Raw genomic sequence first — 16,474 nt, forward strand, 5'->3', positions numbered from 1 at the left:
TTCCTAACGTTGATACTGCGCTTTACTCACTCGCATCGGAACGAGCTCAGCAAATAACTGTGGCTGTTGCTCTTGGTCACGAAGGGCGCGATAAACCTGTTGATACATCAACACTTGCTTCACATAATTGCGGGTTTCCGCATAAGGGATGAGCTCAATCCAACGGTCCGCTTCCATCCCTTCGGCGGGCAACCAATCGACCACCCGATAAATGCCTGCATTATACGCTGCGGTCGCCAAGATCCAATTGCCATCCAAACGCCGTTGCAAGTTTGCCAAGTAGCGCGTGCCGAGCCGGATGTTACGAGCTGGTTGGTAGAGTTCATGGGCACTGACATCGGCTCGCTCCACAAGTTTGGCGGTGCTTGGCAGCAATTGCATGAGCCCGTACGCGCCAGCGTGGGAATACGCATCCACCCGAAACGCACTTTCCCGTCGCGAAACTGCTAACGCCCAATTCACATCAATTTGCGCAGCGTCGGCAAAACGTTCATGAAGATCCAAAAAGGCCATGGGGAAACGTTCTTCAACGGCATCGAATTCCTGCAGCAATCCCAGCGTATAAATACTTTGGTCATGCCAGCCCCATTCATGGGCAATGCGCGCTAAGGCACGCTGATCGGTGGCCGCAGAGTGTTCTAATAAAGCATTCCATTCGCGGCGAGCATCTAACGTGCGCTCCAATTGCAATAATTCATAGGCGCGTTGTACCCCAGGCAATTGCCGCACTCGATGCAACGTTTCAGGCGTTACTTGCAACGGGGTGTCGCTGAGGGATAACGGTTGCTGCAGGTGAGCTGCCGCCAAGAAACCATAATAACTCCGTTGCTCGGCCAAAGGCTGTAATACCGCTTGACCTGCCTCAGGCTGTTGAGTCGCTGCTAACGCACGGGCGTACCAGTATTGCCACTGCCCCGACTGCTGCTGTTCCACTGATAACTGTGGCACAAAAGCAAGCATCGCGGCCCAGTCTTGATCTCTTAGCCATTGCGCCAACTGCCAATGCAAGGTCACGTCGGTATGTTCATGGGGCGCCAGCTGGGCCAACCACTCCCGAGCTTGAGACATGCCCTTGGCACTGAGTGCGACGGCAAAGGTTTGGCGAATTTTTAAATCTTGCTCAGGGGTCAGCTGAATATGTTCTGGCAGCTGGTGCCAGCGGCGCAGTGCGCGTTCTGGTTCGCGCCAAATCATACGACCGAACCCATAGGTCACAATTTGGGCTTCATGCTCGGGAAAGTCGCCATGCAAATACTTAAATTGCCCAATTTGGCCGGGATTACGGCGCACCCGATGGAAGTGCTCCGCCAAATACTGCATGTTATCAGGCAATAAGCGCTGCAAATAAGGAATCAAGGTATGCCGGCCGCCGTCCCCCGCCAACACCACCCGCTGCCAAATTAAATCGGTGGAACGTAACCCTGCTTCTTCCCACTCTTTGAGCAGTGGGTCACAGGCTTTCGGCAAGGATTCCCCTGTCAGCCAAATATCATTCACCAACCGTAGCGTGGCGTCCCGTCGTTCAGGATAAAGCGCTAGCTGGGCGGTCACCGCAAAACACTGTTGCTGATAGGTGCCCCCATTGCCTGGGTTTAAGCGATAAAGTTGCAAAAACGCATCATAGTCCTGCCGCCGCATGAACCGCCCCAACCATGATTGCCGCACTGTGCGTACCAAGGGGGACAACTCATGTTCCGCTAAAAATTGATAAACGCGGTCAACCTCATCCAACCGAGCGCGCTCGCGCAAGTATTGTGCCTCAAGATAAGGACGTAACGGGTAATCCCCCAACTGCTTATAATAATTTTCAAACTCATTCAGCTGGCGGCGAGTCAACGCGGTTTCAGCTTGCAGAAACAGTTCACGCTGTTGCTCCAGTTGGGTGGTTGTCTGGCTGGGCTCGGCGAGTACCTTGGGCGCAGCCGTCAGCGCAACGCCCAACAAGGTGTAGATAACGACCCTATGCAATGATTGAAACCACTGTGTCATAATTCAAACGCACGTTTAAAAATAGATTGAAAATTTACCCTATTCGGGCCACACTCTATAACGACTATAAGAACCACTTTAACCGAAAGCAATCTGATTATCAGTAACCGCTCAAGGAGATCGAACATGATTTATCAGGGGGATAGCATTCGGGTTGAGTTTGTTGAAGACGGGATTGCTGAACTACAGTTTGCAGCAGCCGGCTCCGTTAACAAGTTTGACCAGAAAACCTTGGAAGAATTCAGCACTGCGCTCACCACACTCGCCAATACCAAAGATTTGCGCGGTGTGATTTTAACCAGCGCGAAGCCAACCTTCATTGTTGGCGCCGACATTACCGAATTTTTAACCTTGTTTGCCGATGTGGAGCAAACTAAGGTGTGGGTTGCCAAAGCATCTCGCGTATTTGATCAATTAGAAGATTTGCCAGTCCCAACTGCTGCTGCAGTGACTGGGTTCGCGTTAGGCGGCGGTTGTGAAGCAGCCCTCGCCTGTGACTACCGTGTGGTCGACACCACCGCTGTGATCGGTCTACCGGAAGTAAAACTTGGCTTAATTCCTGGCTTTGGTGGCACCATGCGCTTACCTCGCATTATTGGCCCAGATAATGCCATGGAACTGATCACCACGGGTAAAAACAATCGTCCAGATGATGCGTTAAAAATTGGCCTTGTGGACGCTGTGGTTGCTCCCGAGAAACTACGTGAAGCAGCCCTCAAAATGGTCAAAGCAGCCGCTGCCGGTGACTTGGACTGGCGCGCGAAACGTCAACCAAAACTTGAGCCATTAAAAGCCAATGACACTGAACTCACCATGACCTTTGCCACCGCAAAAGCCATGGCGGCAGCGCAGGCAGGGAAACACTATCCTGCTCCTCACGCTGCCATTAAAGCCATTGAAGACGGTGCGAAGCATGCTCGTGAAGCAGCTCTCAAAGCAGAAAACGAAGCCTTTGTGGGGCTCACTCAAACGGATGCCTGCCGTGCTCAAGTTGGCATTTTCATGGCCGACCAATTAGTGAAAAGTAAAGCCAAGAAAACCAGCAAACAGGCCACCCGTCGCATTGAGCGCGCAGCCGTACTAGGCGCGGGCATTATGGGCGGTGGCATTGCTTACCAATCCGCCTACAAAGGCGTGCCTGTGGTCATGAAGGATATCCGTCAAGACGCCTTGGATTTAGGCATGAAAGAAGCCAGCAAGATCCTCGGTAAATTGGTGGAACGTGGGCGCATGGACCATAAGAAAATGGCACAAGTGCTCTCCTCCATCACCCCAACATTATTAGACGATGCCGTAAAAGGCGTGGATATTGTTGTGGAAGCAGTGGTCGAAAACCCGGACGTTAAGGCCAAAGTACTGGCGCAAATGGAAGATATTGTTGGTCCAGACGCCATTATCGTGTCCAATACCTCGACCATTTCAATTGATCGCTTAGCGAAGAGTTTGCGTGATCCAAGCCGTTTCTGTGGCATGCACTTCTTTAACCCGGTGCATAAAATGCCGCTGGTTGAAATTATTCGTGGGGAAAAAACCTCCGATGAAACCGTAGCGGCCGTAGTGGCCTATGCCACTCAGATGGGAAAAACAGCGATTGTCGTAAACGATTGCCCAGGCTTCTTAGTCAACCGTGTGTTATTCCCATACTTAGCAGGGTTTAGCGGTTTGGTTGAAGAAGGTGTCGACTTCACGGCCATCGATAAAGTGATGGAGCGTGAATTTGGCTGGCCGATGGGCCCTGCTTACCTGACCGACGTGGTTGGCATTGATACCGCTGATTATTGCACCTTAGTTATGGCCGAAGGCTTCCCGAGCCGGATGCCACGTGATGCAAACGGGGTCATCGCCAAGCTTGCTGCAGCAGAGCGCTTAGGCCAGAAAAATGGCAAAGGCTTCTACAATTACGGCGTTGATAAAAAAGGTCGTCCTGCAAAAGAGCATGCGCCAGAAGTTTATGAACTGCTTGGCATCACCAATAAAACCATGGCCGCGGAAGACATCATTGCTCGCTGTATGATTCCCATGGTGAATGAGTGTGTACGTTGCCTTGAAGAAGGCATCGTTGCTTCTGCCGCTGAGTGTGACATTGCGTTATTGTACGGTTTAGGCTTCCCTCCGTTCCGCGGTGGACCGTTCCGTTACTTAGAAACCATCGGCCTAGATAAGTTTATTGCTCTGGCCGACAGCTATGCACACTTAGGTGAAATGTATCACGTAACCGATGGCCTGCGTGACATGGCCAAGGCGGGTAAATCATACTTAGCCGGTTAAGCCAACGCGTTGAGCTAACGGAGGATTCTATGAAAGATGTAGTGATTGTCGATTGTATTCGTACCCCCATGGGACGCTCTAAGAATGGGGTGTTTCGTCACGTCCGCGCCGAAGATTTATCGGCGCATTTGATGCAAGGATTATTACGACGTAATCCACAAGTTGATGTGAACGAACTGGAAGATATTTACTGGGGCTGTGTTCAGCAGACCCTTGAGCAAGGCTTTAACATTGGGCGCAATGCGGCACTTTTAGCCGGAATTCCACACCATGTTGCAGCCGTCACCGTAAACCGTTTGTGTGGCTCGTCCATGCAGGCAATTCACGATGCTGCACGCGCCATTATGCACGGCGATGGTGACATCATGATTGCTGGGGGTGTCGAGCACATGGGGCACGTTCCCATGACGCACGGCATTGACTTCCACCCTGGGCTGAATAAATCAGTTGCGCGAGCAGCTGGCAGCATGGGCATGACCGCCGAGTTGTTGGCACGCAAGTTTGGCATTGATCGCGCCGCGCAAGACGCTTTTGGCGCACGGTCTCACCAGCGTGCTCATGCCGCAACGGTGGAAGGCCGCTTCGCCAACGAAATCTTGCCCATTGAAGGTCACGATGCCGATGGCGTGTTGCACTTGGTCAAAACTGACGAAGTTATTCGCCCTGAAACCACGGTTGAAGCCTTGGCTGCCTTACGTCCAGTCTTTGATCCGGTGAATGGTACCGTAACTGCAGGAACCTCATCTGCACTTTCTGACGGTGCGGCAGCAGTGTTGTTAATGAGCGCTGAGAAAGCAAAAGCGCTGGGACTAACACCACGCGTACGTATTCGCGCCATGGCGGTTGCTGGCTGTGATCCATCCATTATGGGCTATGGCCCTGTGCCAGCCACCGAAAAGGCACTGAAGCGCGCCGGCTTATCGGTAGCCGATATTGATTTGTGGGAGCTGAACGAAGCGTTCGCAGCACAATCATTGCCGGTATTAAAAGGCTTGGGGCTGCTCGATGTGATGGATGATAAAGTCAACCTGAATGGCGGCGCCATTGCCTTAGGACACCCCTTAGGTTGTTCAGGGGCGCGTATTTCGACCACCTTGATCAATCTCATGGAAGCCAAGGATGCCACCTTAGGTGTCGCAACCATGTGTATCGGCTTCGGCCAAGGGATTGCGACGGTATTTGAGCGGATTTAATCCGCTCAGCTGCCTTTGCGAATGACGTAACGATATGGGGTGGTTGCGGTTTCGGCCGCAACCAACTCATGATCCATAAAACGACAGAAACTCGGAATATCCCGGGTTGTTGCAGGGTCATCTGCAATCACTTCGAGCATGTCTCCCGGCGCCATATTGCGAATAGCAACGCGCACCATCATCACCGGCTCAGGACAGCGCAAGCCCAAGGTATCCAATTGCTTGCTCGGCAATACTTTCTGCCAAAATTCCGCTTTGCCCATGCTGGCATCGAGTTGATAGGGCTCAAATCCATACTTGCGATAAGCCAATTGCCCAGGCTCATTGCCTTGCAACACTTCGAGGGTGAGCTTACAACAACCCCGTTGGACTGCCTCGGCCTCTACTGCCGCGAGTAATTTCTGGGCAATGCCCTGCCCCCGATAACCATCCAACACAGCAATATCATGCACGTTGATTAACGGCTTCGCCGCAAACGTGGAAAACCCTTCCACACAGTTCACTAAGCCAACCGGCTGATCGTTCAGGTATGCCAGGAACGAAAACACCTGGGGCCGTTTGGCCATTTCATCCAATAATGTTGCTTGAGTTTGTGCTGGAAGTGGCTCACCGCCGCCCATAGGGTCACAGGCGTAGTGATTTAATAATGTCAGTAAGGCGTCGCGGTGGCTCGGATTGTGATAATCCACCCGTACTATCTCAAGCATAATTATCTCTTATTAAAGTGAAAAAGTTTCCATTTGCTCACAAATGGACGCATAACAATGGCAATCAACCACATGGTCATTGACCATCCCAACGGCCTGCATTAAGGCGTAGCAGATGGTGCTGCCAACGAAGCTAAACCCTAATTTTTTTAATGCTTTCGCCATGGCATCAGAGACCTCATCGGTAGCCGGGATATCACCGCCCTGACGAGCAAATATCCGCGGCTTGCCTTGACTGAATTCCCATAAAAACGCATTGAACGCAATGCCTTGCTCGGCCAGTGCAAGATAAGCTCCGGCATTTTTAAAAATGGCGGCAATTTTTAACCGATTCCGCACAATACCAGCATTGTGGATCAACGCATCACGCTGGGCTTGCGGCATGGTGACCAATTGGTAGGGATTAAACTGACAAAATGCATTTTCGTAATGCTGCTGTTTTCGTAGAATAGTGATCCAGCTTAATCCAGCTTGTTGTCCCTCAAGGCAAAGTTTGGCAAATAATTCTTGGCTATCACGCACCGGACGGCCCCACACCTGGTCATGATAACGAACATAGTCAGGATCAGTGCCACACCAATGGCAACGGTGAATTATTGTCGTCATTTCACGTGGTATCCTGTAACCTCGGGCCAACAAAGGGTATAATTTACGCTAATTCTAATTAAAAATCAGCACGAGAAATCGCATGGCAAGCTATGATGTAAAAACCTTCCAAGGGCTGATATTAGCCCTGCAAGATTACTGGGCGCAGCAAGGTTGCGCCATTGTCCAGCCATTGGATATGGAAGTTGGCGCCGGAACCTTCCACCCAATGACGTTCTTACGTTCGGTTGGCCCCGAACCAGCAAACTTTGCGTATGTGCAGCCCTGCCGTCGTCCTACCGACGGTCGCTACGGCGAAAACCCGAACCGTCTGCAGCACTACTATCAGTTTCAAGTGTTGATGAAACCATCACCAAGTAACTTACAAGAGCTCTATCTTGGCTCTTTAGAGGTATTAGGCTTCGACCCCTTGGTCCATGACATTCGCTTCGTCGAAGACAACTGGGAATCCCCTACTTTGGGAGCCTGGGGCTTGGGCTGGGAAGTTTGGCTCAACGGCATGGAAGTCACTCAATTCACTTACTTCCAGCAGGTGGGCGGACTTGAATGCAAGCCCGTAGCCGGTGAAATCACCTATGGTCTAGAGCGCCTCGCCATGTATGTGCAGGGCGTCGATAGCATTTATGACCTCGTTTGGACCGATGGCCCACGCGGCAAAATGTATTACCGCGACGTGTTTCACCAAAATGAAGTGGAACAATCCACCTATAACTTCGAGCATGCCGATGTTGCAACCTTGTTTGCGCGGTTTGAAGCTTGCGAGAAAGAGTGTGCCCATCTACTTTCAGTGAACTTGCCCTTGCCCGCGTACGAGCAAGTGATGCGCGCTTCCCATGCATTTAACTTGTTGGATGCGCGTAATGCGATTTCTGTCACCGAGCGACAACGCTATATTTTACGGGTTCGCACCATGGCCAAAGGGTGCGCCGAAGGCTATTACGCCGCACGCGAAGCATTAGGTTTTCCATTAGTTGATTCAGTTAAAGCAGTAGAAGAAGGAGCTTAACCGTGCATTACGAAACGCTACTCGTTGAAATTGGCACCGAAGAGCTTCCTCCAAAGTCTCTCAAAGCATTAAGTGACGCCTTTACCGAGCAATTAACTCAGCAGCTACGTGAGCAAGATGTTGCCTTCGGTGAGGTAAAAAGTTTTGCCACCCCGCGGCGGTTTGCCGTACAGCTCTTAGCCGTCGCCTCACAACAGCCCGATAAAGTGGTCGAAAAACGCGGCCCTGCCATTGCTATGGCGTTTGACGACAATGGCCAGCCAACCAAGGCTGCCGAGGGCTGGGCGCGGGGTAATGGGATTCGCGTAGAGGACGCCGAGCGCTTGGTAACCGACAAAGGCGAATGGTTGCTCTATAAAGCCTCAGTCAAAGGACAGTCTTTGGCCGACCTACTCCCTTCAATGGTATCTAACGCGTTGAAAAATCTACCTATTCCTAAGCCAATGCGATGGGGTGCAGGCTCTGATCAGTTTATTCGCCCAGTAAAAACCGTCACCCTCATGTATGGCAGTGACGTGATCCCGGCAGAAATAATGGGGGTTACCTCCAATCGTCAGCTGCTTGGGCACCGGTTCCATGCACCTCAGGGAGTGAGCCTAGCCAACGCTAACGATTATGAGTCAGCATTAGAATCAGCTTGGGTCATTGCAGACTTTGATAAACGGCGTCAACGCATTGTTAATGGCATTGCAGAAATGGCCCAACAGCTTGGCGGTAAAGTAGTAGAAGACGCTGATTTAGTGGATGAAGTCACCGCTTTGGTGGAATGGCCCGTGGTGCTCTCAGCAACCTTCGATGCAGAGTTTTTATCGGTGCCGAAGGAGCCTTTAATCGTTACGATGAAAGACGACCAACGCTATTTCCCGCTCGTGAATGAACAAAACGAATTATTACCAGCCTTTGTGTTTGTCACCAATATTGAGTCGAAAAATCCTCAGTTAGTGATTGCTGGGAATGAAAAAGTGGTGCGCCCTCGCCTTGCCGACGCCCAGTTTTTCTTTGAATCTGATAAAAAGGTGCCCTTGGCTGAGCGAGTGGAAGCGCTTGGCAACGTATTGTTCCAGCAGCAACTTGGTTCCATTAAAGATAAATCTGACCGGATTGCGACCGTTGCGGCTGCCATTGCCAGCCTCTTGAATGGTCAAGCGGCCATTGCCCAACGTGCTGGCTACCTCTGTAAGGCGGATTTAATTTCCCACATGGTGCAGGAATTCCCTGAAACACAAGGGGTGATGGGAATGCATTATGCAACCCACGACCAAGAGCCAGAAGGCGTTGCAACGGCTATTTATGAGCATTATTTGCCACGCTTTGCCGGCGATGAGTTACCCCAGACCGTTGAGGGTGCGGCAGTTGCCATTGCAGATAAACTCGACACCTTAGTTGGAATTTTCGGCATTGGTCAAACGCCTAAAGGCGATCGGGACCCTTTTGCCCTGCGTCGCGCTGCCATTGGTTTGTTACGGATTATGGTGGAACAAGGTTACTCCCTGGATCTCTCTGAGTTGGTTCAGCTATCACAGAACAGCTTTGGCAATATTCTGACCGTACCTGCCGAGCAGTTGCATACCGATGTGGTGGATTTCCTGTTAGGTCGCTTCCGCAGCTGGTATCAGGAACAAGAGATTGCAGTGGACGTGATTCAAGCCGTGTTAGCACGCCGCCCAACCAATCCGGTGGATTTTGATCAGCGTATTAAAGCCGTCACGGCCTTCCGTGAGCTACCTGCAGCAGAGGCATTAGCCGCAGCAAATAAACGCGTAGGCAACATCCTAGCTAAGGTAGAAGGTGATATTCCTACAACGTTGAATGAAGCATTGTTCCAAGAGGAGCAAGAAATCGCTCTCGCACAAGCGGTTCAGCAAGCACAAACGGTGACAGCTGAAGCGTTAGACCAAGGGGATTACACCCAAGCGTTAACTGCACTGGCGCAATTACAAGAGCCAGTGGATGCGTTTTTTGATCATGTGCTGGTCAATGCTGAGGATGAAGCAGTGCGACAAAACCGCTTAGCATTACTGCACATGCTGCGTGAGTTGTTTTTACAAATTGCGGATATTTCCGTTTTAAACTAAACTATAGCAACAAGATTCTTGATTGATCATCGATTTAGATTCTTCGTTTCCAAAGCTAAAAAAAGGGAGCTGCATTTTCAGCTCCCTTTTCTTTTTGTCTCAGCCTTGAATTATCACTAGATATCCAAGTTCGCAACTTGCAATGCGTTGGTTTCAATAAACGCACGCCGTGGCTCAACGTCGTCCCCCATCAGGGTTGTGAACAATTGATCCGCTGCGATTGCATCTTCAATAGTCACACGTAACATCCGACGGGTTTCTGGGTTCATGGTGGTTTCCCAAAGTTGCTCTGGGTTCATTTCACCAAGACCTTTGTATCGTTGAATGTAGATGCCTCGTTTAGATTCGTTCAGCAACCATTCCACGGCTTGAGCAAAGTCCTCAACAGGCTTATCTTTATCACCACGACGAACAAATGCGGTTGATTCAAGCAATCCGTTGATACGTTCGCCAATTGAAATGAGCTGCTCATAATCACGCGAAACGATGAATTCATAGGTTAAGGTGTAAGGCGTCACAATGCCGTGACGACGAACACTGACCACCGGTTGATACAATCCACGCTCTTCATCATGCTCGATGGACACTTCATAAGTCGCCGAGGTGACGTCCGTTCTCATTAAGTCCTCTTCGAGCTGTTTCGCCCAATCAGCCATTGCTGCTTCATTTTGCAACAACTCTTCTGTTAAACGCGGTGCGTACAGCAACCGTTGTAAAAACTCTTCCGGCATACGACGCGATAAACGGTTCACAATTAGGTTTTGTGCCAACTGGAAGTCATTCACCAAGGTCTCTAATGCTGACCCAGAAATACCCGGTGCGTCACTGTTCACATACAGCGATGCGCCTTCAAGGGCTAAACTGGTAAGGTACTCGATCAAGCCTGGGTCATCTTTGATGTAGGTTTCCTGCTTCCCTTTCTTCACCTTATAAAGTGGAGGCTGTGCAATATACACATAGCCGCGCTCGATAATTTCAGGCATTTGGCGATAGAAGAAAGTTAGCAACAAGGTACGAATGTGAGAGCCGTCAACGTCGGCGTCCGTCATGATGATAATGCGGTGATACCGTGTTTTATCCGGATCATATTCATCCCGACCAATGCCACAACCTAAGGCTGTAATCAGCGTTGCGACTTCTTGTGAAGAAAGCATCTTATCGAAACGTGCTTTTTCGACGTTCAGAATCTTACCTTTCAACGGCAGAATCGCTTGGAACTTGCGGTTACGTCCCTGCTTCGCAGAGCCGCCCGCTGAGTCCCCTTCCACTATGTAGAGTTCAGATAAAGCTGGGTCTTTTTCTTGGCAGTCTGCAAGCTTTCCTGGCAAGCCGGCTAAGTCGAGTGCGCCTTTGCGTCGTGTCATTTCACGTGCTTTACGTGCAGCTTCACGTGCTCGTGCGGCATCGATAATTTTCCCAACGATGATTTTCGCATCATTCGGGTTCTCTAACAGGTATTCAGCAAGCTTCTCGTTCATCGACTGCTCAACAGCAGTTTTCACTTCTGATGACACCAGCTTTTCTTTAGTTTGTGAAGAGAACTTCGGATCTGGAACCTTCACGGATACCACCGCAACCAGCCCTTCTCGCGCATCATCCCCGGTCGCGTTGGTCTTAAACTTTTTATTGAACCCTTCTTTTTCCATATAAGTGTTCAACGTTCGTGTTAACGCGGTCCGGAAACCGACCAAGTGAGTTCCACCATCACGTTGTGGAATGTTGTTGGTGTAGCAGTAAACGCCTTCTTGGAACGAGTCATTCCATTGCATGGCGACTTCCACCGTAATGCCATCCTCACGCTCTTGCGTAAAGTGGAACGCATGGGGATGAATCGGAGTTTTAGATTTATTTAAGTATTCAACAAAGGCAGAAATACCACCTTCATATTTGAAGTGGTCTTGGCGTTCATTGCGTTCATCAATCAGAATAATAGAAACGCCCGAGTTCAAAAATGATAGCTCGCGTAGGCGCTTCGCTAAAATCTCATAATGAAATTCAGTGTCACTGAAGATGTTAGAGCTTGGCCAGAAACGAATTTCAGTACCGGTTTTATCGGTATCGCCGATCACCGCCATTGGTGACTCAGGCTCTCCCATACGATAAGTTTGCTGATGCACATGGCCTTGGCGCTTGATGGTCAACAATAACTTATCGGAAAGCGCGTTCACAACCGACACACCCACACCGTGAAGACCACCCGAAACTTTATAAGAGTTGTCATCGAACTTACCACCAGCGTGAAGCACGGTCATGATAACCTGAGCTGCTGATACGCCCTCTTCGGGGTGAATATCAACTGGAATTCCCCGCCCATCATCACGAACTGATACTGAGCCGTCAGAATGAATCGTTACCAGAATATCCTTGCAGTGCCCAGCAAGAGCTTCGTCAATGGAGTTATCGACAACCTCGAAAACCATGTGGTGTAAGCCCGTGCCGTCATCAGTATCCCCAATGTACATACCCGGACGTTTACGAACTGCATCAAGCCCTTTTAAGACCTTAATACTGGACGAATCGTAATTATTCTCTGCCATAATAAGCTTCTCTATTTTTCCTTGACGGTTCCATGTTCCACGTGGAACATTTTAGTATCCTGACTATTCAGAAGAGACAACACACTCTCTCCTTCAATTGCCGATACAAAAACCTGTGACTTGGACGCAACCAGTGCATCACAAAACTTCATCTGACTTTCTGAATCTAGCTCAGCGGTGATGTCATCCACGAGATAGATACATTGTACGCCAGTTTTATGCTGAAGGTATTCACCTTGCACTAATTTAAGTGCAGCGACTAACAACTTCAGTTGCCCCCGAGAAAGTAAGTTCCGTACCTCTTCCCCATTGGCTAAAATTCGTAGCTCCGCCTTATGTGGGCCGACGGTGGAATGCCCGTATCGAATATCTTGCTCACGATGTTTTGCGAGCGCATCGATTAACGAGAGTTCTTTGTCCCACCCTGACCGCAGCTGAAACTCAAATTCATAATTTGGGAGAAACGCTTTCAAGCGTTCCTTCACTACAGAAACAAATCCATCCACATAGTGCTGTCGATGCTGATGAATTCGTTCCCCATACTCAGCAAACTGCTGATCCCAGTATGGGTGTTCAACCGCAAAGCGCTTAGACTTCAGTAAACTATTTCGCTGCTTCAGCAATTTTGAAAAGCTTACCCAGTCGTTATAAAAGGAATGTTCCACGTGGAACACTCCCCAATCGACGTATTGACGCCGAACTTTCGGCCCCCCAAGAATCAATTCAATACTTTCTGGGGTCATCAATTGAATCGGTACCATCCGCGCCAAAGCCGAAAATCGTTTCTCTTTGGCTTGATTGATGCGCAATTGCACATCGCCGGTGGTATCGCGCTGGTACCCAACTTGATGGCGCTGCCCTTCTTGATCAAACACCCGGGCAAATACAATAAAGCTCGATTCATCATGCCGTATTAATTGGCGATAGGTTCCTGACCGAAACGAACGACCGAAGCCTAAACAATAAATGGCTTCGATCAGGCTAGTTTTCCCACTGCCATTTGCGCCCGAAATAATATTCAAAGTCTGACTTGGAGTTATGCTTGCTGTCGAAAAATTTCTAAAATTCGTAATCGTCAAAGACTCTAAATACATATTGACTCACATGCGCCTTTTTACAGGCGCATTGGCATCACGACATAAAGTGACGAATCATCCTGACTATCCTCAATCAGTCCACTCGTATCTGGACCTGACAAGCTGATCTTCACCTGGTCGCCTTGAATGGTATTGAGCACATCAATCAAGTAGCTCACGTTGAAACCAATCTCTAACGGCGCGCCTTGATAATCGACTTCAATAACCTCTTCGGCCGTTTCCTGCTCTGGGTTATTAGCCGTTAAGCACATCTCATTGGTGTTCAGATTAATCCGAACCCCACGGAATTTTTCATTGGAAAGAATGGCTGCACGGCTGCAAGCTTGCTTTAATAGCTCGCGATCGGCAATCACTGTTTTGTCACCTGCAGTCGGCAACACCCGACGATAATCTGGGAAACGACCGTCTACCAGCTTACTCGTGAAACCAATGCCGTTCGTTTCAATGCGAATGTGATTGTGGCCAACGAGAACTTTGACTTCGCTATCGTTATCATCCAGCAATCGCAACAACTCCATCACCCCTTTCCGCGGAACGATGACTTGTCGGGCGCCCAAATTTGGCTGCCCAATTTCCCAACTGCTTAATGCAAGACGGTGACCATCGGTTGCTACCGTGCGAATCAAATTCACGTCAGTTTCAAACAACATACCGTTCAAGTAATAACGAACATCTTGGTTCGCCATTGAAAAGTGTGTGCGCTCCATCAAGCCTTTTAATACCGCTTGAGTGGTCACCAGCTGAATATCACTGTCCCAATCTTCAATATTCGGGAAGTCGCTGGCTGGCAAGGTGGCCAGGGTAAATTTAGTACGCCCTGAACGAATAATGGCTTTCTCACCTTCGGCACTGAATTGAACCTTAGCGCCATCCGGCAAACTCCGAATGATATCGACCAGCTTTTTGGCCGGGACGGTAACAGCGCCTTCCACCCCATCGTCAACAACACACGATGAAACCAACTCAACTTCCAAGTCAGTTCCGGTCATACGCACCTCATTAGGTGCGACTTGAATTAACACATTCGATAAAATCGGAATGGTATGCCGTCGTTCAACTGCCCCACTGACAACTTGAAGTGGCTTTAAAAAAGCATCACGACTGATGGAAAAATTCATACCCACTTTCCCCTGTTGTTTGTCCCTGGCCGCTTATAGGCGCATTAAGCTTACGCTGAAAGCGTACGTATTAAGTTACGGTAATCTTCTTTTAAATCGTTTTGTGAGTCTTTTAACTGAGCAATCACACGGCACGCATGCAACACGGTTGTATGATCACGCCCCCCAAACGCATCCCCAATTTCGGGCAAGCTATGGTTGGTTAACTCTTTCGCTAATGCCATTGCCATTTGGCGCGGGCGTGCAATGGATCGCGTCCGACGCTTTGACAGCATATCCGACATCTTGATGTTGTAATACTCTGCCACCGTTTTCTGAATGTTTTCAATGGTGACAAGCTTTTCCTGCGCGGCAATTAAATCCCGCAATGCTTCACGCACAAAATCAATCGTAATTTGTCGCCCTGTTAGATTCACGTTGGCGACTAAACGGTTCAGTGCCCCTTCAAGTTCTCGTACGTTGGAACGCAAACGTTTGGCAATAAAGAATGCCACCTCGTGGGGTAACTGAATGCCACGCTCTTGCGCCTTTCGAATTAAAATCGCGACTCGCGTTTCGAGTTCAGGGGGCTCAATAGCAATGGTTAATCCCCAACCAAAACGAGATCGAAGCCGATCTTCTAGCCCTTCAATTTCTTTCGGGTACAGATCACTCGTGAGAATAATTTGTTGGTTCCCTTCCAATAAGGCATTGAATGTGTGGAAGAATTCTTCTTGTGTGCCTTTTTTGTTGGAAAAGAAGTGAATGTCGTCAATCAACAAGGCGTCCACCGAACGATAATATCGTTTTAGTTCATCGAGCTCGCCATTCTTGAGTGCATTCACCATATCTTGAACGAAGCGTTCTGCGCGCATGTAGAAAACTTTGGCATCTTTCTTATGTGCCATAATGGCATTGCCCACAGCGTGCAGTAGGTGGGTTTTACCCAAGCCCGTGCCGCCATAGACAAATAGTGGGTTATACACACCACCTGGGTTTTCTGCCACTTGTTGAGCAGCAGCAAGCGCTAACTGGTTTGACTTACCCTCAACAAAGTTGTCAAAGGTATATTCTTCATCAATGTTGCTTTCCAACACCTGCGTAGGTGCAGAATTTTGCCCGCGAGGGGTAATACGTTGTGGCTGTCGCCGCGCAATGGTCGGTGCTTCGCCTTTCGCGACTGTCGAACCGTCCTGCACGGGTGCTGCCCTTTCGATGGGTTCAATTCCCCCAACGCGAAATGCAACGCGAGGCGACTCCTCGTTGCGCGCGGTGGCAAATGCCGTCAAGTACTCGTTGATTTGATTCAAGTACTTGTCTTTCACCCAATCCACGACGTATGAGTTTGGTGCGTACAACACGAGCACATTACCGTCGAACTCGGATTGCAACGGACGGATCCAGGTATTGAAGTTTTGCGCACTTAGTTCGCTTTGCAGCCTGTCAGCACATAATTGCCAAAGCGATTTATTCACACCCGTCTCCCGTTGTTGTCTTTTATAATTATCAGCTTTGATGAGTCGCTGTTGATCCCTCTCGATCCATGCAACAGCGTCTCAAATATAACAGAATGATTGTACTAAAACCCCTGCGTGATCGCTAGCGTTTGCGGCGAAAAGCGCCCCTTCCTAACCGGAGTTTATCCACAAACAAAAACCTTATCATATATTAATTGTGGATAGCTTTTTACGTTGACTTTGATCCTTTTAATCGTTAGAATTCGCGCTCTAAATTTATAGGTAACCCGAATACGGAATTAACGTCATGAAAAGAACATTTCAACCAAGCGTATTAAAGCGTAAGCGCAATCACGGTTTCCGTGCTCGTATGGCAACTAAAAACGGTCGTCAAATTTTGGCACGCCGTCGCGCCAAAGGCCGTAAAGTTCTTTCTGCATAA

General features: G+C 49.4%; 12 protein-coding genes and 1 pseudogene. 5 read left to right on the forward strand and 8 right to left on the reverse strand.

Features of this window, described 5'->3' with window-relative positions:
• Positions 1–3: 3 nt before the first annotated feature.
• Positions 4–1,989, reverse strand: coding sequence for a transglycosylase SLT domain-containing protein (locus BLP64_RS04710; protein WP_092592272.1), 1,986 nt, complete (start codon positions 1,987–1,989; stop codon positions 4–6).
• A 126-nt stretch (positions 1,990–2,115) separates the two neighbouring features.
• Between BLP64_RS04710 and fadB the strand changes: the two genes are divergently transcribed.
• On the forward strand, positions 2,116–4,257 hold the full coding sequence (gene fadB / locus BLP64_RS04715) for a fatty acid oxidation complex subunit alpha FadB (protein WP_092592273.1): 2,142 nt from the start codon (positions 2,116–2,118) through the stop codon (positions 4,255–4,257).
• A gap of 29 nt (positions 4,258–4,286) precedes the next feature.
• The gene (gene fadA / locus BLP64_RS04720; RefSeq protein WP_092592275.1) at positions 4,287–5,450 is read left to right on the forward strand and encodes an acetyl-CoA C-acyltransferase FadA; all 1,164 of its coding nucleotides are present in this window, start codon (positions 4,287–4,289) and stop codon (positions 5,448–5,450) included.
• 5 nt (positions 5,451–5,455) lie between these two features.
• Here the strand turns inward: fadA and tusA are convergent, their stop codons facing one another.
• The 3 genes and pseudogenes from tusA to BLP64_RS04730 form a co-directional block, all read right to left on the reverse strand.
• The gene (gene tusA, locus BLP64_RS10850) at positions 5,456–5,713 is read right to left on the reverse strand and encodes a sulfurtransferase TusA (protein WP_199286045.1); all 258 of its coding nucleotides are present in this window, start codon (positions 5,711–5,713) and stop codon (positions 5,456–5,458) included.
• Between the two features lie 27 nt (positions 5,714–5,740).
• Positions 5,741–6,157: pseudogene (locus tag BLP64_RS04725) on the reverse strand (N-acetyltransferase family protein); the annotation flags it as partial.
• A 12-nt stretch (positions 6,158–6,169) separates the two neighbouring features.
• A complete protein-coding gene (locus BLP64_RS04730; protein WP_092592279.1) occupies positions 6,170–6,763 on the reverse strand; it encodes a DNA-3-methyladenine glycosylase I in 594 nt (197 codons plus the stop codon).
• Positions 6,764–6,845: 82 nt separating this feature from the next.
• On the opposite strand from BLP64_RS04730, the gene glyQ reads away from it, so the two are divergent.
• Positions 6,846–7,769 carry a glycine--tRNA ligase subunit alpha gene (gene glyQ, locus BLP64_RS04735; RefSeq protein ID WP_092592281.1) on the forward strand — a complete coding sequence of 308 codons (924 nt, stop codon included), beginning with the start codon at positions 6,846–6,848 and terminating at the stop codon, positions 7,767–7,769.
• Positions 7,770–7,771: 2 nt separating this feature from the next.
• Complete coding sequence (glyS, locus tag BLP64_RS04740; RefSeq protein WP_092592283.1) at positions 7,772–9,844, forward strand: glycine--tRNA ligase subunit beta; 2,073 nt, start codon at positions 7,772–7,774, stop codon at positions 9,842–9,844.
• Between the two features lie 116 nt (positions 9,845–9,960).
• Here glyS and gyrB read toward each other — a convergent pair whose 3' ends face one another.
• The 4 genes from gyrB to dnaA are packed head-to-tail and all read right to left on the reverse strand — an operon-like array spanning position 9,961 to position 16,050.
• Complete coding sequence (gene gyrB / locus BLP64_RS04745; protein WP_092592285.1) at positions 9,961–12,381, reverse strand: DNA topoisomerase (ATP-hydrolyzing) subunit B; 2,421 nt, start codon at positions 12,379–12,381, stop codon at positions 9,961–9,963.
• 11 nt (positions 12,382–12,392) lie between these two features.
• The gene (recF, locus tag BLP64_RS04750; protein WP_092592287.1) at positions 12,393–13,475 is read right to left on the reverse strand and encodes a DNA replication/repair protein RecF; all 1,083 of its coding nucleotides are present in this window, start codon (positions 13,473–13,475) and stop codon (positions 12,393–12,395) included.
• Positions 13,476–13,495: 20 nt separating this feature from the next.
• Positions 13,496–14,596 carry a DNA polymerase III subunit beta gene (gene dnaN, locus BLP64_RS04755; protein WP_092592289.1) on the reverse strand — a complete coding sequence of 367 codons (1,101 nt, stop codon included), beginning with the start codon at positions 14,594–14,596 and terminating at the stop codon, positions 13,496–13,498.
• 50 nt (positions 14,597–14,646) lie between these two features.
• Positions 14,647–16,050: a chromosomal replication initiator protein DnaA gene (gene dnaA / locus BLP64_RS04760; RefSeq protein WP_233340107.1), complete on the reverse strand. Its 1,404-nt coding sequence runs from the start codon at positions 16,048–16,050 to the stop codon at positions 14,647–14,649.
• A 289-nt stretch (positions 16,051–16,339) separates the two neighbouring features.
• Between dnaA and rpmH the strand changes: the two genes are divergently transcribed.
• On the forward strand, positions 16,340–16,474 hold the full coding sequence (gene rpmH / locus BLP64_RS04765) for a 50S ribosomal protein L34 (RefSeq protein WP_092592293.1): 135 nt from the start codon (positions 16,340–16,342) through the stop codon (positions 16,472–16,474).

The sequence above is a fragment of the Pseudidiomarina indica genome (genome assembly GCF_900104245.1).
Taxonomy (GTDB): Bacteria; Pseudomonadota; Gammaproteobacteria; order Enterobacterales; family Alteromonadaceae; genus Pseudidiomarina; species Pseudidiomarina indica.